This window comes from Azonexus caeni (genome assembly GCF_048146105.1).
Taxonomy (GTDB): Bacteria; Pseudomonadota; Gammaproteobacteria; order Burkholderiales; family Rhodocyclaceae; genus Azonexus; species Azonexus aromaticus_B.
Map to the genome: position 1 here is coordinate 26,404 of NZ_JBKJAD010000028.1, position 17,829 is coordinate 44,232.

17 protein-coding genes, 1 tRNA gene and 1 pseudogene are annotated in these 17,829 nt (G+C 60.1%); 11 read left to right on the plus strand and 8 right to left on the minus strand.

Annotation, left to right across the window (positions count from 1 at the left end):
- Positions 1 to 31: 31 nt before the first annotated feature.
- The 5 genes from ACLIIZ_RS19065 to ACLIIZ_RS19085 form a co-directional block, all read right to left on the minus strand.
- Positions 32 to 1,228 (minus strand): cyclic nucleotide-binding domain-containing protein, encoded by a 1,197-nt coding sequence (locus tag ACLIIZ_RS19065; RefSeq protein ID WP_416694835.1) that lies wholly within the window; start codon positions 1,226 to 1,228, stop codon positions 32 to 34.
- Positions 1,229 to 1,330: 102 nt separating this feature from the next.
- Positions 1,331 to 2,578, minus strand: coding sequence for a nucleotidyltransferase domain-containing protein (locus tag ACLIIZ_RS19070; protein ID WP_416694837.1), 1,248 nt, complete (start codon positions 2,576 to 2,578; stop codon positions 1,331 to 1,333).
- Between the two features lie 161 nt (positions 2,579 to 2,739).
- Positions 2,740 to 4,488, minus strand: a complete 1,749-nt coding sequence (locus ACLIIZ_RS19075) for an ABC transporter ATP-binding protein (RefSeq protein WP_416694840.1) — start codon at positions 4,486 to 4,488, stop codon at positions 2,740 to 2,742.
- 1 nt (position 4,489) lies between these two features.
- On the minus strand, positions 4,490 to 4,978 hold the full coding sequence (locus tag ACLIIZ_RS19080) for a lasso peptide biosynthesis B2 protein (RefSeq protein WP_416694871.1): 489 nt from the start codon (positions 4,976 to 4,978) through the stop codon (positions 4,490 to 4,492).
- On the minus strand, positions 4,975 to 5,133 hold the full coding sequence (locus tag ACLIIZ_RS19085; protein ID WP_416694842.1) for a hypothetical protein: 159 nt from the start codon (positions 5,131 to 5,133) through the stop codon (positions 4,975 to 4,977). The genes ACLIIZ_RS19080 and ACLIIZ_RS19085 overlap by 4 nt, the downstream gene beginning before the upstream one ends.
- Before the next feature lie 294 nt (positions 5,134 to 5,427).
- Here ACLIIZ_RS19085 and ACLIIZ_RS19090 point away from each other — a divergent pair, with 294 nt between their 5' ends.
- The gene (locus ACLIIZ_RS19090) at positions 5,428 to 5,706 is read left to right on the plus strand and encodes a hypothetical protein (protein WP_416694844.1); all 279 of its coding nucleotides are present in this window, start codon (positions 5,428 to 5,430) and stop codon (positions 5,704 to 5,706) included.
- On the opposite strand, the gene ACLIIZ_RS19095 is transcribed toward ACLIIZ_RS19090, so the two are convergent.
- Positions 5,690 to 5,765 (minus strand) — tRNA-Thr (locus tag ACLIIZ_RS19095). The two genes, ACLIIZ_RS19090 and ACLIIZ_RS19095, sit on opposite strands and share 17 nt — an antisense overlap.
- Positions 5,766 to 5,842: 77 nt before the next feature.
- On the opposite strand from ACLIIZ_RS19095, the gene murJ reads away from it, so the two are divergent.
- The 9 genes from murJ to ACLIIZ_RS19140 are packed head-to-tail and all read left to right on the plus strand — an operon-like array spanning position 5,843 to position 16,068.
- Positions 5,843 to 7,393: a murein biosynthesis integral membrane protein MurJ gene (murJ, locus tag ACLIIZ_RS19100; RefSeq protein WP_416694846.1), complete on the plus strand. Its 1,551-nt coding sequence runs from the start codon at positions 5,843 to 5,845 to the stop codon at positions 7,391 to 7,393.
- Positions 7,394 to 7,408: 15 nt separating this feature from the next.
- Complete coding sequence (locus tag ACLIIZ_RS19105; RefSeq protein ID WP_416694848.1) at positions 7,409 to 8,038, plus strand: YbhB/YbcL family Raf kinase inhibitor-like protein; 630 nt, start codon at positions 7,409 to 7,411, stop codon at positions 8,036 to 8,038.
- 12 nt (positions 8,039 to 8,050) lie between these two features.
- Positions 8,051 to 8,713 carry a transglutaminase-like cysteine peptidase gene (locus tag ACLIIZ_RS19110; RefSeq protein ID WP_416694850.1) on the plus strand — a complete coding sequence of 221 codons (663 nt, stop codon included), beginning with the start codon at positions 8,051 to 8,053 and terminating at the stop codon, positions 8,711 to 8,713.
- A gap of 8 nt (positions 8,714 to 8,721) precedes the next feature.
- A complete protein-coding gene (locus tag ACLIIZ_RS19115) occupies positions 8,722 to 10,644 on the plus strand; it encodes a bifunctional diguanylate cyclase/phosphodiesterase (RefSeq protein WP_416694852.1) in 1,923 nt (640 codons plus the stop codon).
- A gap of 11 nt (positions 10,645 to 10,655) precedes the next feature.
- A complete protein-coding gene (locus tag ACLIIZ_RS19120) occupies positions 10,656 to 11,330 on the plus strand; it encodes an ABC transporter ATP-binding protein (protein ID WP_416694854.1) in 675 nt (224 codons plus the stop codon).
- Positions 11,327 to 12,544, plus strand: coding sequence for an ABC transporter permease (locus tag ACLIIZ_RS19125; RefSeq protein WP_416694857.1), 1,218 nt, complete (start codon positions 11,327 to 11,329; stop codon positions 12,542 to 12,544). Before ACLIIZ_RS19120 ends, ACLIIZ_RS19125 begins: the two co-directional genes overlap by 4 nt.
- Complete coding sequence (locus ACLIIZ_RS19130) at positions 12,537 to 13,337, plus strand: outer membrane lipoprotein-sorting protein (protein WP_416694859.1); 801 nt, start codon at positions 12,537 to 12,539, stop codon at positions 13,335 to 13,337. The genes ACLIIZ_RS19125 and ACLIIZ_RS19130 overlap by 8 nt, the downstream gene beginning before the upstream one ends.
- Entirely contained in the window at positions 13,331 to 14,560 is a 1,230-nt protein-coding gene (locus tag ACLIIZ_RS19135; RefSeq protein WP_416694861.1) for a hypothetical protein, read from the plus strand. The genes ACLIIZ_RS19130 and ACLIIZ_RS19135 overlap by 7 nt, the downstream gene beginning before the upstream one ends.
- A gap of 29 nt (positions 14,561 to 14,589) precedes the next feature.
- Positions 14,590 to 16,068: a CYTH and CHAD domain-containing protein gene (locus ACLIIZ_RS19140; protein WP_416694864.1), complete on the plus strand. Its 1,479-nt coding sequence runs from the start codon at positions 14,590 to 14,592 to the stop codon at positions 16,066 to 16,068.
- A gap of 112 nt (positions 16,069 to 16,180) precedes the next feature.
- Here the strand turns inward: ACLIIZ_RS19140 and ACLIIZ_RS19145 are convergent, their stop codons facing one another.
- A complete protein-coding gene (locus ACLIIZ_RS19145; protein WP_416694867.1) occupies positions 16,181 to 16,516 on the minus strand; it encodes a prepilin-type N-terminal cleavage/methylation domain-containing protein in 336 nt (111 codons plus the stop codon).
- Between the two features lie 101 nt (positions 16,517 to 16,617).
- The gene (locus tag ACLIIZ_RS19150) at positions 16,618 to 16,962 is read right to left on the minus strand and encodes a pilin (RefSeq protein ID WP_416694869.1); all 345 of its coding nucleotides are present in this window, start codon (positions 16,960 to 16,962) and stop codon (positions 16,618 to 16,620) included.
- A gap of 290 nt (positions 16,963 to 17,252) precedes the next feature.
- On the opposite strand from ACLIIZ_RS19150, the pseudogene ACLIIZ_RS19155 reads away from it, so the two are divergent.
- Positions 17,253 to 17,702: pseudogene (locus tag ACLIIZ_RS19155) on the plus strand (transposase); the annotation flags it as partial.
- Positions 17,703 to 17,829: the final 127 nt, after the last annotated feature.

The window sequence follows — 17,829 nt, forward strand, 5'->3', positions numbered from 1 at the left end:
TGGCAAACCCGCACCTGGGTCACGCCGGCGGTCAGCTGCGGCGGGCCAGCATCTTTTCCTGGATCGCCTTGATGATGCCCTCACCAATCAGCCGCACCTCGATTTCGTCGACGCGGTCGAACTTTTCGCTCTCGATCTCGGCGCGCTTGGTGCGCGGCAGGTTGCCGAGAATGCGGTCGCGCACCGCATCTTCCTCAACGAGGTGGAGCAGCTTGCCGAGGTCGTAGGAATCGATGCGTGAGAGGACGGCCTGGATTGAATTGGCATCGGCGAACTCGATGTCGCTGATGTCGCAGAATTCTTCCGGTGCCTTCATCCGGCGCTCCTGGAAGAATTTCTTGCCCTTCTCGTCGAGCAGGCGGATCACCTCCGACTTGCGGAAGGTGAACAGATCTTCGGTCAGTTCGTTGCGCGCCAGTTTCTGCAGGACGCGATTGCGGTCGAGATCGACCATCGCCGCGAAATCATCGACGCTGATGTACTCGTACTCCAGCTTGCCGTTGTCGGGATCGGCCTCGCCCGCCTTGCGCGCCTTGGCGACGATGTCGCCGGGCGAGAAGACGACACACTTGGCCCCGTCGCGATCCTCGTCGAGCTGGATCAGGTGCAACATCAGCAGCTTGCCCAGGATGTGCCGGATATGCACGTCGGAATGCCCGAACAACTGGCGCGCCTGGGCAAAAACCGCAGCCAGCGCCGGCCGCGCGATGACCGGCTGCGAGGTGCTCCGGGCATCCGCCTTGCGTGCTGGAGCCGGTAACTGCGCAGCGCCGACCAGACTGAGCAGTTGCGCGTAAGTGACGATCTCCGGCTGGAAATTGACCCGCGAGGCAATCACCTCGCTCGCCCGTGAAGCCCGCATCGCCAGGGTTTTCAGGATACCGCGCAGCAGCTTCGGCGTATTGTCGAGGACCGAATCCATGCCTTCCGCGTCGACCAGATAAAACTCGCAATAGGTCTTCGCCACCGCATTGTCGGTGCGCCGGCCATTGAGCAGTTGTGGTGTCGCACCAAAAACGTGACCACGTGACAGGGTGTCGATCACCACCCGCTTTTCCTCGCGCACCATGTACAGATCGACTTCCCCCTCCTTGATCACGTACAGGTGGCTGCTCGGCATCCCCTCGGTGTACAGGACGTCACCAGCGTAGGCCCGCAGTTGCGTGGCAGGCAGGTCGTCATCGATCGGCAAATCGGCAATCTGAAGGGCAGTGGCATGGGTACGCATGAGCAACTCCGGAATCGGCATTCTTCAACGCCGATATTTTCTTACATTTTTGTTGTTTTTGTAAATTGAATAGATGTATTCGCTTACCAAGATTGACCTCGGTCACACTGACTCAGCTGCTAACCAACGCTCGATTTCTCGAACCCCCTGCACTTCGCCCTGAACTCGGTCGTGCGTCAAGGATCTCAGGTAACGAGGAAGCCGAAATGCAAGCAGGCTCCACCATTTCACCGGGTACCAGAAATAGACTCTCAAGGAATGTTGCGAAACCGGATACTGCGCAGCAATTTGGACCTTCGGTGGGAAAGCCTTGCTCAGAAGAAGCTTGAGTTTCCTCAGCAGCGATGCTTGCGCCGCGACTTCGTTCCCAAGCGTGACGTCCGTGCGTGCATCGAAATCCCGCAGCATCATCAGTGCTGCGTCGTCGATTGGCATGACCATATCGGCGCGGACAAGATTTTCTGGGAAAGTGACAGGCAATTTCCCCCAGTAGCGCTCAAGCAATCCAAACGCCAGAAGACATCCCCGCACCTGGCCGCGATCATGTGCCAAGCGCCAGAAGAGAGGCCAGTCGATTGGCTGAGAGGTCAGCAAGTAGGCCAGATCACTGAGCAACAAAGGTCCGTTGGTGAACTGGTGATCATAGACCGCGTGCACAATCATGTGCAGCAAAAGATCAGTGCTTGACTCAAATGGGACCTCATTGCTGGCGACGGAAATGCTTCGGACCCGCGCCCAAAATGCCTGGTCTTCACTCAAGTCCTCCCTCGAATTCCTACTCTTGTCCTGGTGAAAGAGTCGGGCATGCAATTCGACATGGACGTTTGCCGATGGCGATAGCAAAGGAGGTAGATGATGCCCGATGACTAGCGTGGCCTCCGGATCGCCCGCATATGCCTTGATGCGCTGCAATCCCCCGTCAATCAAGGCTTGGTAGGCCTCCAGGACAGCCTTTTGGGGCACCAGAATGTCCACATCCCTTAACGGCCGCAAAGCCGGGTTGGGATAGGCATGGAAGGCCAGGAAGGCCCCCTTGAGGGCGACATGAGGGATACCCGCTGCCTGCAGGATGCGATGAACAAGCAGCAACTCCCGCTGTACTGTCAAAGCGCGCAAGGCCGCTTGCTTGAATTGATTAGCCAATCTCCCTCTCAAGGCTTCAGGTTGCTGACAATCGCGTTTCTCGTGCGCCAAGCGCCAGAAAAGCATGGGCTCAAGACGATGCTGGCGAGCAATGACAAGAAACTCGCTCAGTTCTGCCTCGCTCAATGAGGTCAAGGCATCAGTTGGAACCTCGCGAACCGGGGAAATCAGGTCGAGAATCAACAACTTCAGTTTGTCCAGGTCCATGAAAGAGGCAATCGATGAAAGTGAGAAGGCAAGGCACGTACTGGCCTCTTTTCAGAATACTCTATCACGCGGGTGCTTCGTAGACGCCCCAGTCCCCGGTCGATTCACCGATAGAACCGAAGCCTGCCAAGCAAGGCCGATGGGACGATCCTCGACGCCTTTTAGCGCCTATCGATCAGCCCGCTCACGTTCCTGACTGCAGACCATGGCCCCTGAGCGACGACACGACCGTGGTCGAGTATTACAACCTGGTCGGCATGTTCGAGAGTGGGCAGACGATGTCCGATGATGACCACGGTCAGATCGCCATGAAGTTGCTCGATCGCAGTCCGAATCCGTGCCTCATTGGCGACATCCAACGCGCTCGTGGCTTCGTCCAGGATGAGCAGACTTGGACGCCTCAATAAGGCACGAGCCAGGGCAAGGCGCTGCCGCTCCCCACCGGAGAGGCGAACCCCTCCATCACCAACCACCGTATCCAGCCCTTCCGGCAACTGAAAAACGAACTCGGCTGCCGCCTGCTCCAGACAGCGTCGCAACGCATCCTCACTCGCCATTGAATTGCCCCAGAGCAAGTTGTTTCGGATCGTGTCATGGAACAGGAACACCTCTTGCGGCACGTAGGCAACATGCCGACGCCATTCGATTCGTGCATCACCGGAAATCAGCCGGTCATCCACTCGCAACTCACCATGATCTGGGGAAAGCAAGCCCATCAACACATCCGCCAACGTACTTTTCCCAGCACCGGAGGCTCCCATGATGGCGGTGGTCGTCCTCACCGGGAAGCAAAGCGAGAGATTTGCCAATGCCGGCTCGGAACGCTCAGAGTAGGTCATGCTGACATCGTTCAGCGACACCCCATCCCGGATTGGCCACTCGTCTGGCGCCTTTGCCAAACCCGGCTCAGCGTTGCCCCGACAATCTGCAAGCAGGCGCCAGGTTTCCTCCAGGGCGGGCATCGCGTGCAGCCAATGATGTAGCTGCTGCTGCCCCGTCATGAACTGAGGGATCAGCCGACTGAAGATCAAAACCAGTGTCAGCAATATCGGCACGGGGGTATGCCATACACTCAATCCCGCATACAGATAGATTGCCAATAGACTTGCCCCAACACAGAGAAGCAGAGCCCGCGACAGGCTGTTGCTCGCAGAAAAAGCGAGCTGCTGCGTCCGAAGCCGCTCAGTCGTGTGGATGAAATGATCCAAGTGGCGCCACTCCGTGCCCAATATCTTGGCCAGCTTGATTCCAGCCAGGCTTTCCTGCACGTTTCCGTGCAGAGCGCGGTTGGCACGACCAAGGCTCTGCCCCAGATTCAGCGCATGACGCCGTTGGCCAGCAAGGAGGAAAAAGGCTACCCCCCCGGTAGCTAGCGCGATCAAGGTCATGCGCCAGGACAAGACGAAGGCGGTTGCAAGGTACGCCCCTATCGTCACCAGACTAGCCAGCAGACTCAGCCCAAAGTTAAGCCCCACGCCCACTCTGCTGATGTCGCCCAAAAGGAGATTGGCGTGGTCAGCCCGTCGCGTGTTGACGAGCCAACGCCACTCCACTGCGAGCAATGCGGCAAAGCACTGTTGGCGCAATTGATCCACCAAGCGATGCTGCAGAACTGCGCCCACCTGCTCGCGAGCGTATTGAACTGAACTGCGAAGACAAACCAGCACAACAAAGGCCAGCAGCAAGGCTTCGATATTGAATGACAAGCCCGTGCTGCGGAAGGCTTTCTGCATCAAACCAATCCAGGAATGATCGCTTGCGCCATTACCGAGCATTTCAAGCATCGGCACCAGCAGCAAGATTCCGACACCCTCGGTCAAGCTCGCCAGGATCATCAACGCCAACAGGCCAAGCACCCAAAACCGCGGGACGGTATTAAGCAAACGGAGAAAGGCTTGTGTCGACTTCACCCTATGCCTTCACAACATCTTCAAGCAGCGGAGAAACAAAGCATCCCACGGTGGTGAAATGCAAAAAGCTTTCGCCGCCAGTCACCCGAATACGCCCCGCGGCAACCCATGCATGGGCTTTCATTTGCCGGTCTTCAACATCCCGAGCCAAGCCAAAGGCAAGGAGATAGGGGACGCCATAAAGCCCCAGCAGCAACCTCGCCACGACGGCCTGCGGAAAACAATTGGAATCCCAAGGGGTATAGCGAGCAACCAACCGCACCACGCGACCAATTTGCAACGCGCGCGCCTCCTGGGAAGGTTCAATTAGCGGAACCCAAGGCAAAATACCAGCCATCACTCCCAGGCGAGGAGCCAAGCGCCGGAACGAGATCAAAACAATACAGATTTTCGCCGCTCCCAACAAAAGCCAGACCGGCAAAAACCAACACTTGCTCCAGCGTGACAGACGACGAAAGCTGGAGAGCTTGCACCACAGATTTTTGATCACTCCGCCCAAGCAATATCTACCGTTTCAAACAGACCGAAGACTTTCGATTCGCTGATGAAAAGCCCCATATCGGCTTGACATATTGAAGGAGCGATATCGAATTCGGTACAGATCATTTCAAGCAGGTCCACCACCATGGAAACGGCTTGCGCCAATGGCCCCCAGCCCCGGGCTCCGCCCCCCTCCGATGCCATAATATTCACCGCACTCAATACTCATCATGACCGTATCACCATCCATGTCGGCAGCAATCAAGTCAGGGTTGCGGACAAAAACGGTATTTATCGGCATGGGGCATCATGGTTGATGAATTTTGCGACGAAATCAGCATTCACCAAATCGTTGCGAATACGACAGGCGGCTCATGAAATTTCCAACAAGAGCAGCATGTTAACATCTGTCCACCTGATAGGGCGCGTTCACAGCAACCAGTCATAGGCACGAGCAAGATGCAGGAAAGCGTTGAAACGCCCGGAGAGTTTGTCGTAGCACGTAGCGATGCGACGAAACTGCTTGAGTCGATTGAAGAAACATTCAACCAGATGGCGCGCCTTGTGGCGATGCCAGTCGGCTGCCCCCCCCTCTCGCAGTTGCGCTTCACTTCGCTCGCTGCAATCAACCTACGGCGGGACTTGCACGCGCTGGAATGCGCCAACGCTGGGATCTCAACGAAAAAGGGGTTACGGCATGACCGTAACCCCTTGAATTCTTTGGTGCCGTTGAAGTGAATCGAACACTCGACCTACTGATTACGAATCAGTTGCTCTACCAACTGAGCTACAACGGCACGTCTCACCCTAGCGGGGAGCACAGCGTAGAATTATAGCTTTTTCTCCTGCCTGCAGGCAACAAGGCTGAACCAACATGAATCTGCTACGCACGCTGGCCACGGTCAGCGGCATGACCTTGCTATCTCGCATCCTCGGCTTCGTCCGCGATTTCGTCATTGCCCGAGCCTTTGGTGCCGGTCTGGCCAGCGACGCCTTCTTCATCGCATTCAAGCTACCCAACCTGCTGAGGCGCATGTTTGCCGAAGGTGCCTTCTCACAAGCTTTCGTGCCGATCCTCGGCGAGTACCGCAACCAGCGCAGCGCGGACGAAACCCGGCTCCTGGTCGACCATGTCGCCAGCGTCCTGCTGCTGATCCTGTTCGTGGTCACTGCCATCGGCGTTGCCGCCGCGCCCTGGCTAGTCTGGATATCTGCACCGGGTTTCGCCGCAACGCCAGACAAATTCGAGTTAACGGTGACGCTAACGCGGATCACCTTTCCCTACATCCTGTTCATGTCGCTGGTCGCGCTCGCCGGCGGCATCCTGAACTCGTGGAGCCGCTTTGCGCTGCCGGCATTCACCCCGGTACTGCTCAACCTGTCGTTCATCGCCATGGCCCTGTTCGCCGCCCCTTATTTCGACCCGCCGGTGCTGGCGCTGGGCTGGGCGGTTCTCATCGGCGGCCTCCTGCAACTGTTGATCCAGTTTCCGGCCCTGCGCAAAATCTCGATGCTGCCGCGACCGACCCTGCGCTGGCGCGCAGCTTGGAACGACCCCGGCGTCCGCCGTATCACCCGCCTGATGCTACCGGCGCTGCTCGGTGTTTCGGTGGCGCAGATCAGCCTGCTGCTGAACACGATCTTCGCCTCCTTCCTGCAGACTGGCAGTGTTTCCTGGCTGTACTACGCCGACCGCCTGATGGAGTTTCCTTCCGGGATGCTCGGCGCGGCGCTGGGAACCATACTCCTGCCCTCGCTGTCGCGCTCGCACGCCCGCCGGGACACCGACGAATACTCGCGGCTGCTTGACTGGGGACTGCGCCTGACTTTCCTGCTCGCCGCACCGGCCGCCCTGGCGCTGGCGATCCTTGCCGTGCCGCTGGTGGCAACCCTGTTTTACCACGGCGCCTTCACCCCTGATGATGTCGAGCAGACGCGACGAGCACTGATCGCCTACTCGGTCGGACTGACCGGCCTGATCCTGGTAAAAGTGCTCGCTCCCGGCTTCTATGCGCAACAGAACGTGCGCACACCGGTGAAGATTGCCCTGATCTCGCTCGTCGCGACACAGGCAATGAACCTCGCCTTCATCGGCTGGATTGCCCATGCCGGTCTGGCGCTGTCGATCGGGCTGGCCGCCTGCCTGAATGCCGGTTTATTGTTCCGCGGCCTGCGCCAGCGGGAAATCTACACGCCGCAAGCCGGCTGGACGGGCTTCTTCCTCCGGCTGTCGGCTGCCTTGACACTCATGGGAGCAGCCCTGTGGCTTTCCATGGGGCCAGCCGAAAGCTGGCTGCACATGAATCTGGGCGCACGCGTCCTGTATCTCGCCGTGCTGGTAGTTGTTGGCGCAACGACATATTTCGCTACACTATGGACTCTCGGTTTCCGCCTGGGCGACTTCAAGCGCCGGGCCGCCGAATAGACTGGAGACAAGCTCATGAAACTGACCAGCACAAGTTTTGCGGATGGCCAGCGCATCCCCGGCGACCATGCCTTTTGCATGCCCGACCCCGCTCACCATGTTTGTCTCGGCCGCAACCGCAACCCGCAACTGAGTTGGCAGGATGCCCCGGCCGACACCCGTTCCTTTGTCCTCCTCTGCCATGATCCCGACGTTCCCAGCCAGGGCGACGATGTGAACCAGGAAGGACGGACGATTCCCGCCACCCTGGCGCGCGTCGATTTCTTCCACTGGGTGCTGATCGATCTGCCGGCGACGCTGACGAGCCTCGACGAGGGCGAGTTCAGCCACGCCGTGACACCACGTGGCAAGCCCGGTCCGCAGGCCGCGCACACCACCCGTCAGGGGGTCAACAACTACACCGACTGGTTTGCCGGCGACCACGACATGAACGGTGACTATTACGGTTATGACGGCCCCTGCCCCCCATGGAACGACGAAATCGTCCATCGCTACATTTTCACGGTGTTCGCGCTGGACATCGAAAAGCTGCCGCTGCAGGGCCGCTTCGGCGGTCCGGAAGTGCGCACCGCGATGCAGGGGCACATCCTTGCCGAAGCCTCGCTCACCGGCACCTACACTCTCAACCCGAGTCTGTCGGGATAAGCCGTAAGCGCCATGAACCGCCCGCGGCTGCGCCTGCCGATACTGGTTCTGCTGGCCTGGATCGGGGCGGGTTCGGCGTTTGGCCTCAATCTGGAGCGCATCCAGCAATCCTTCTCGGCGCGCTTCGGACAGATTTCCGAGATCATCTTCGGTGAATGGCGGCAGATGCTCTCCGGCGCCAGCCACGGCGGCGAGCGCGACAAGGTGGAGCAGGTCAACGACTTTTTCAACCGGCGCATCGCGTTCGACGACGACTTTTCCCTGTGGGGCCAGCGCGACTATTGGGCGACGCCGCTCGAGACGATGGCGCAGGGACGCGGCGACTGCGAGGATTTCTCGATCGCCAAGTATTTCTCCCTGCTCGAACTCGGCGTCCCCGTGAACAAGCTGCGCCTGGTCTATGTCCGCGCCACACAGGAAATCGCCGGCGGTGGCGGCTCGATCCAGCAGGCGCACATGGTGCTCGCCTACTACCCGAAGCCGAATGCCGACCCGCTCGTTCTCGACAACCTGAACAAGCGCATCCTGCCGGCGTCGCAGCGCTACGATCTTTCTCCGGTTTTCAGTTTCAACAGTGCAGGCCTCTGGCAAGGCACCGGCAACCAGGCCAGCAGGAGCAACCTCTCCCGCTGGCAGGATCTGCTGGCGCGCGCCCGGGCCGAAGGTTTCCAGTGAGGTAACGCATGTCCCTGTTCCGACAACTCTGGCTGGCGGTCATCGCCATCACCACCCTGGCCTTTGCCGGCAGCTTCGTCGTCAGCATGGTGACGGCCCGCGACTATCTCGAACAGCAACTGGCGATCAAGAACAACGACAACGCGGCGACGCTCGCCCTGTCGATGTCGCAGATGGAAAAGGACCCGGTCACCGTCGAACTGCAGGTCGCCGCCGTCTTCGACAGCGGTCAGTACGCGCTGGTCCGGGTGCGCGACCCGGAAGGCAAGACGATGATCGAAAAAACCAGCCCGCCCAGCGCCGGCGAAGTTCCCACTTGGTTCGTCAGCCTCTTCCCGATCCATTCGCCACCTGGCCAGGCCCAGGTATCGTCGGGCTGGAGCCAGTTCGGCACCATCGAACTGGTCAGCCACAGCCGCTTTGCTTACCGCGAATTATGGCAAGGCGCCTTCCGCCTGCTGCTCTGGTTCGGCTTCGGCGGCGTCGCCGCCGGTCTCCTCGGCACCCAGATCCTGAGCCGGATCAAACGCCCGCTCGACGCCGTGGTCGGCCAGGCGCAGGCGATCGGCGAGCGCCGCTTCATCCGCATCGCCGAGCCGGCAACGCCGGAACTGAAGAGCCTGGCGCGGGCGATGAACTCGATGGTGATGCGGGTCAAGGCAATGTTCGAGGAAGAAGCCGCCCGCCTCGAACAGGTCCGCCGCGAAGCGACGCAGGACCCGCTCACCGGCCTCGCCAACCGTGGCTACTTCATGAACCAGCTCGCCGCCGCCTTGAGCGACGACGACGCACCGCCCCAAGGCAGCCTGATCATGTTGCGCCTGGCCGACCTCGCCGGCCTCAACCGACGCGCCGGCCGGCAGACCGCCGACGAGGTGCTACGCCAGATCGGCAGCACCCTGAGTAAATTGTGCGAAGGTCATCCACGGGCCGCCGCGGCGCGTCTCAACGGCTCCGACTTCGCCCTCCTCCTGCCCGGCGAAAGCGACCCGACCGGCGCAAGCAACAGCTTGCTCGAACTGCTGCGCAAGCTGGTGGCCTGCGGTCAGATTGACGGCCAACAGGTCGGCCATCTGGGCAATGGCGTATACCACCACGGCGAGAACCTGCCCGGGCTGCTCTCCCGCATCGACGCTGCGATCGCCGCCGCCGAGGGCGAAGGCGGCATTGCCTGCCGCAGCGCCCAAGGCGAAGCGGTGCAGTGTGCCCACAACAGCGCCGACTGGCGCAAGCTGCTGGAAAGCGCGATCGAATCCCACCGCCTGCGCCTGGTCGATTTCCCGGTGAATCAGAGCACCGGCGACCTGCTGCATCTCGAATGCCCGCTACGCCTGCAGACCACCGAAAACGGCGAATGGCTGGCCGCCGGCAGCTTCATGCCGGTCGCTTCGCGGCTGGCGATGACCTGCGAGCTCGACCTCGTCGCCGTCAGCCTCGCCCTCGACCGTCTGGCGGACGGCACCACCGCAGTCGCAGTCAACCTGTCGGGCGAATCGGTACTCGATGCCAACTTCCGGCTGCGCCTGGAAAAGCTCATCGCCGGCCGCCGCGAACTGGCGCCGCGGCTCTGGCTGGAGGTCGCCGAAAACGGCGCCTTCCAGCACTTCGACGCCTTCGTCGCCTTCACCCGCGAACTCCATCCACTTGGCTGCCGACTCGGCATCGAGCATTTTGGTCGGCAGTTCAGCCAGGTCGGCCGCCTGCACGACATCGGCCTTGACTACCTCAAGGTCGACGGCAGCTTCATCCGTGGCATCGACACCCACACCGGCAATCAATCCTTCCTCAAGGGCGTCTGCAATATCGCGCACAATATCGGCCTCACCGTCATCGCCGAAGGTGTGTCGACCGCGGAAGAGCTCGCCGCCCTGCCGGCGCTCGGCTTCGACGGCGCCACCGGCCCGGCGATCCCGCGCCACAGCCAGTCTTGAAGCGGAGCAGCATGAAACACCCCGTCATTGAACTGAATCAGGTCGTCAAACACTATCGCATCGGCGACAACCAGATTTCCGCCTTGCGCGGCGTCGATCTGCAGCTCCAGGCCCGCGATTTCGCCGCCATCCGCGGCCCTTCGGGTAGTGGCAAGAGCACGTTGCTCAACATCTGCGGCCTGATCGACCGCATCGACGGCGGCAGCTACCGACTGGCCGGCGAGGACATCAGCGAACTGGACGAGGCGGCGTGCACCGAAATCCGGCGCAAACGCATGGGCTTCATCTTTCAGAACTACAATCTGGTGCCAGTGATGAGCGTTTTCGACAATGTCGAATACCCCTTGCTGCTCAATAACGTCCCGAAGGCCGAAAGACGGGCGCTGGTTTCTGATATCCTCGACAAGGTTGGCCTCACCGGTTTCGCCGAGCGCAAACCCGACCAGCTTTCCGGCGGCCAGCGGCAACGCGTCGCCATCGCCCGGGCGCTGGTCAAGGCGCCGCTCCTGGTGATCGCCGACGAACCCACCGCCAACCTCGACACCGACACCGCCGAACACATCGTCGAACTGATGAAAAGCCTTGGCCACCGACTCGGCACCTCCTTCCTGATCGCCACCCACGACGACCGCATGACCCGACACTGCGACACGGTATTCAGCATGCAGGACGGCGTGATCGAATGAATCACATCCTGCTGGCCTGGAAGAACGTCCTGCGCAACCGGCGTCGCTCGTTCGTCACCATCTTCATTGCGGCGGTCGGTTGTGCTTCGATCCTGATCGCTGGCGGCTTTGCGTTGTGGACCTACGACATCCTGATCGAAGGCGCCTCCCGCGAATTCGGTCACATCACGGTCGCCGACAAGTCCTTCTTCGCCAAGGAAGAAGAAACGCCAATGCAGTTCGGCATGCAGCAGAACAATCGCGTCGCGGAATACCTTGAAAAGAACCCCGAAGTCGCCACGCTGTTGCCGCGGATCCACTATTCCGGACTGATCTCGAACGGCGACAAATCGCTGATCTTTCTCGGCACCGGCGCCGAACTCGCTCGCGAAGCAGCCGTCCGCAAGTATTTCCTGGTTGTCCGCGACGGCGCCATTCCGCAGGGCAAGCCCAGCCAACTGCCACAAATCCTGCTCGGCGTTGCGCTCGCCCGCAATCTCGGTGCCAAGGTCGGCTCGCAACTGACGCTGATCGGCACCACCGCCGCCACCGGCGGCATCAACGCGGTGGACGTCGAGGTTGCGGCGCTGGTTTCCACCGGTTGGAGCGAGGTCGATAAACGCCTCGTCTTCTCCGACATCCAGACCGCCCAGAATCTCCTGATGACCGACAAGATCAGCACCCTGTCGGTGTTCATGCACCGTCTCGACAAGGTCCCCGCCATGCTCGAGACGCTCGCCGCCTACGACGGCGAGCATGCCTACATGCCCTGGTGGGAACAGGCCCAGTACTATCACTCGGTGCGGGCCCTGTACAACCGGATTTTCGGCCTGCTCGGCATGATCATCATCGCCCTCGTCCTCTTCTCGGTGATCAACACCCTGGCCATGGCGGTGGTCGAACGGACCCGGGAAATCGGCACCCTGCGCGCGCTGGGCGCCCATCCGCGCGAAATCATCGCCCAGTTCGTCCGCGAGGGCGGCATCATCGGCCTGGCAGGCGTGATGATCGGCAACCTGGTAGCCGCCGCCGTGATCTGGACCTTGCCCTATCTCCGCCTGCAGATGCCGCCGCCGCCCGGCCGCTCCGAAGGCTACCCGCTGCTGGTCGCCGGTTCGCCGACCCTGACGCTGGTCACCAACGCAGTGATCGTCCTACTGTGCATGGGGGCGGCTTGGGCGGTGAGCCGACGTGCCGCCAGCAAACCCATCGTGGATGCCCTCGGCCATGTTTAACCATCGCCTACTTTCTTTCCTGTGCCATCTCGGCGTCGCACACTGCCTTTACGGAGCCGCCGTCGCCTCCGCCGCCGGCGAAATCGACGCCCTGCTGCGCAAGGCCGACGCCTACCGCCTGCCGGCTGCTTCGGCGCAGGTCGAAACCCGCGTTGAGCAATATAGGCGCGGCGAACTCGATAAGGAACGCGACTACACCGTCTACATCAAGCCCGGGCGACGTTCGCTTATCCTGATGAAAACAGCCGCCGAACTCGGTCAAAAGGTACTGATGCTGGGTGACAATTTCTGGCTTTTCGTCCCCGACAGCCAGCGCCCGCTGCGCATCACTGCCAACCAGAAGCTGCTCGGCGAAGCCTCGACCGGCGACATCGCCGAAATGTCCTGGCACGAGGATTACGACGGCAGCGTCAACGAAGAAACCGACTGCCCGAAGCCCCCGGAAATTGCCGGCATCCCCGGCCGCGTTGCTGCCGGTAGCTGCCTGCGCCTCCAACTGCAGGCGCTACGCAGCGGCGTCACCTATGCCAAAATCGAGCTTTTCCTGGAAAAGAACAGCAAGTTTCCGGTCAAGGCCGACCTGATCATGGGCTCCGGCAAGAAGGCCAAGGAAGCCTGGTACTTCGAGCAGGCGGTGCAGGGACGGCGTCAGGTTGGCGCGATGCTGCTCTTCGATCATATCCAGACCACCCGACACACCGTCGTCCATTACCGCAAGCTCGCTGCCCGCGAAGCCCCGGACGAACTTTTCAATCCCGCCGCCCTAGTTCGCAACTCACTCGCCGAATGGTAACCAAGCTCCTTCCCTTGCTCGCCGTGCTCGCGCTCGGCTCGACACCCGCCCTGGGCGACGAATTCAACGCCACGCTGCGCGTCACCCCCGAATATCACGAGGCCGAGCGCGGCAGCCCCTATTTCGCAGCCGGCCGCCCGGAAATGCCCGGCGGCTGGAACTCAAACCAGGAAGTCGCCCTGCGTTACCGCGGCCACGGCTTTTCCGGCGATGCAACGCTGCGTTGGGAAACTCGCCAAGGACAGGCAGACCGCTTGCGCACCGACCTCAACCAGTTTTACTTTGACAGCGCGCTCGGCGACGGACTGGCCTGGACCATCGGCAAGAAGGTTCTCACCTGGGGGATCGGTTTTGCCTTCCGCCCACTCGACGTGGTTCAGCGCGAGAACCGGCGCAGCGTCACCGACCCGATGCTGGTCGGTATTCCACTGCTATCGGTCGAAAAGTTCTCCATCAACCAGGCCTGGACTGCAGTCTGGACTCAGCCCGGCCAGGGGGGTGACAAACGCGACCGCGACGACGAAGCACTCGCCTTCCGCTGGTACAAAGTCGATGACAAGGACGACCTGCACGCCGTTGCCCGCTTCTCGCGCACGCGCAAGTTTGAAGCCGGCTTCGGCGCCAATCGCGTCATCGGCAACGAATGGTCTGTTTACGGCGGCACGCTGTACAGCCACCGCTATCCGAAAACAATCAACACACTCGGCGAAACTGGCGGCACCTTCGTCCTGACCTCGCCGCTCGTCCGGCAATCCGGCGACCATGCCAACAAAAGCGTGGTCGGTGCACAATGGACCGGCGTTTCCGGCTGGAGCGCGCTGCTCGAACTCTTCCACGACGGCGAAGCCTACCGCAAGTCGGACTGGCGTCGGCTCGACGCCCTGGTTGCCCGTCAACACCTGAATGCGGCGCTAGCTCCGGCAGCGGTCTTCAACGCCAATCTCGCCTGGTCGGCGAACGCCTACACTCAGGTCAACGTCCATCGCGACAACGCTCTGTTCCGTGTTTCCTACGACAACGGCGACGGCTTCAAGCCCTATGTCGAACTCCTGAACACGCCGACCGACGGTGGCCTAGTGACCACACTCGGCGCCAGCTATGAAGGGAACCGCTTCAAGATCAGCGGCGGCGTCCGCCACCTGGGCGGAGACAGCGATTCCGTCTATGCCCGGGCACCGGAGCGTTACATGGCGTGGGTCCAGCTGTCCTGTCCGATCTGGTAAGACACTGACAACATTCCCGGGGAAAAACCATGGCGACTGAAATCGAACTCAAGCTGCGACTGGAAGCCAGACATGTCCGCAAACTTCTCGCGCATCCTCTCCTGAAGGGCATCGCCAGCCAGAAGCAGCACCTGCTCAACACCTACTACGACACACCGGACCTGACGCTGCGCCAGCGCCGCATCGCCCTTCGCCTGCGCAAGAAAGGCTGGGAATGGTTGCAGACGGTGAAATCAGCCGAGCCAGCCAGCGGCGGTCTGGCCATCCGTAGCGAATGGGAAGTTCCGGCAACACCGGGCCAATTCGACTTCTCCCACGTCGACAACGCGGAATTGCGCAACCTGCTCGACGCCGCCCACGACCAACTGGAGCCGATCTTCACCACCGACTTCCGGCGCCAAGCCTGGCAAATTGCCTGCGGCGACTCGCTGATTGAAATGGCGCTGGACCGTGGAAAAATTTCCGCAAAAGAAAGCAGCACCGGGATCTGCGAAGTCGAACTCGAACTGATCTCCGGGCGCGTTGAAGACATCTTCGAACTGACCCGGCAACTGCAGCAGCATGTCACGCTTCACCCCGATGTCGCGAGCAAGGCTGAACGGGGATACCGGCTGTTCCGCAACGAACCCGAACAGCCCTTTCGCGCCAAACCGTTACCCATCCATGCCGAGCAGAGCCCGGTCGAAGCCTTCCGCACCATCGCCCTCGGCTGCCTGGAACATTTCCAGCGCAACGAAGCCGGCCTGCTCGCCGGCGGCGAACCGGAATTCATCCACCAGGCCCGCGTCGCCCTGCGCCGCCTACGTTCGGCAATCAAGCTCTTCGCCCCGGTCCTACCGGAAAACTTCGTCGCCGCCTACGGCCAGAGCTGGCAGACCCTGGCAGGAGCCCTTGGTGAAGCGCGCAACTGGGACGTTTTCCTGGAAGAAACCCTCCCTCCGATCGCCCGCGCCTTTCCGCACAGTCACGATATCCATCGCCTGCAGAACGAAGCGAAACGCCGCGTCAAGGCAGCACGGCGCGCCATCACCAGCCTGCTCCGCCTCAAGGAGTACCCGCGCCTGATGATCGAATTCACCGCAGCCGTGCATGCCCTCAGCGACACCATGGGCACCCCGCTCAAGCGCTTCGCCAACGAACGCATCGCCGCCCATACCCGCAGCGTCCGCAAGTTGGCCGAACGTTACGACGAACTCGACGACGAACAACGCCACATCATGCGTCTGCGCTTCAAGAAACTGCGCTACGCCCTAGAATTTATGACGCCCTTACTGCCGAGCCGACAGATGAAGCGCTACCTTGAAACATTGAGCCGACTCCAGGAAGCACTGGGGCTGATCAATGACCAAGTCACCGCTAGGCTTTTGATCGATGAAGCGATTGCCGAAAGGCAGGACTCCGTAGCTCATGGTTGGGTCGCTGGACGACAAGAAATCCTCGTTACTCATGTTCCAGAAATGCTCGAAGCCTGGCTCAAGGCCGGCAGAGAGCAGAGCGGTATCGAGTGACGCAAGAGCGAACAATAGCGATTTGGCATTTACGACCAGATTGCAATAGTGCCGTCTGCCCAACATAGATTGAAAAGGGGAAAATCCCGCTCCCAAATAACTCCACCCGCGATCACATGTAACAGTGAGCTTTTTTCATTTCGCAGGTAATGATTGCTGACCCTGGCGCACGAGACTTCCCTTTCAAATCAGTAGAAAAGTCAACCGCCTGCGTAAGCGAACTGCAAGCCTTCAAGGCAGGAGAAGGAATCGTCCCTGGGCTGTCGATCTGGTGCATGACCACCAGCGCGCTCTCGGCATAAGACTTTGCCTCCTGGAGGCAAGCATAATCTGCAGATCTTGCTGCGTAATTCGCATAAGCAGAAATAGCAACAGCTGCAAGTATGGCGATAATCGCCATAACGATCATTAGCTCAATCAAGGTAAAAGCACGCTGAAACCTAAGCACGACATTCCTTGTTCTATCAAGTTAGAAAAACGCCGTTTTGTGACGGCGTTTTTCTTTCAGTTCCGAACGCGAGCCCTAAGCCCACAGAAACAAAACCGAGCTTACTTCAACTCACAAGTTGCGCCCTTCGAAAAATCGCACTCAACCCCCTTCGTACCGGGGCTCTTCGAACTTGCCGTCACCTTACCAGCCAAATCAGCCGCCTCCGTGATTGTGGCGCAAGCCTTTGCGTTCGCGACGGGCTTGTCAGCAGCAACACGCAACGGATCGGCCAAGTAAGCGTACTGGACATTAGCGAAGGCCTTGGTTTCTGCAAGACAGGCATTTTCCGAAGATTTCTTCGTGTAGTCCTGATACTGCGGCAAAGCGATAGCTGCCAAGATACCAATGATCGCCACAACGATCATGAGTTCGATCAGGGTGAAACCTTGTTGAACCTTTTTCATTTGAATCTCCTTTATTGGGAAAGGCGGGAAAACCGCTGATCTTTACCAATCACTTTCTGTGCCAAGCGCGCGCAGAAAAAATATTCCTTAAAAATCATAGGGAAATAAAATCCGGCAAAAAAAAATAACAAAACCAAAATGACATAGTGACAATTTGCGTCAGGCGATTGCGGCAAAAACCGTCATTACCTTGTCTAGCAGGATGGTGAGAAAGTCCCCGCCCTTGGCCTGATGCGATAAAGCAGGCAGACTCGGGCCTGAAAGACGGGAGCTAATTTTCGGGAGAGACGATGCGCGGTGCCGATGTCATGCAGGGAGCGATGTTCAGCTATGTGAGCCTGGAGGATCGGATTCCCGCGGAGCACCCGCTGCGCCGGCTTCGGGTTCTGGCAGATGCCATCCTGGCCAGCATGTCGGCGCTTTTTGATGCCCGCTATTCCCATACCGGTCGGCCCTCGGTGGCGCCGGAGAAACTCCTGCGGGCGCTGCTGTTGCAGGTCCTCTACACGGTGCGTAGCGAACGCCAGCTCATGGAGCAGTTGGACTACAACCTCCTCTTCCGCTGGTTCGTTGGCCTGGGGATAGACGATCTCACCTGGAACCGCACGGTGTTCTGCATCAACCGGGATCGGCTGCTCTCGGAAGATATTGCCCGGGAATTCTTCCGCCGAGTCCTGATGCTGGCCGAGTGGCATGGCTTCATCTCCGACGAGCACTTCAGTGTGGATGGCAGCTTGATCGTAAGCCCCCGGCAACCCCACCTATAAATTGGTCCGATAGACCGCGAAGATAGTGTCCCCTTAAAAGCGATGGTGGACACTATCAATGGAAATACAGAAGCCAATTCGCCGGCGGCGGCATCACCCG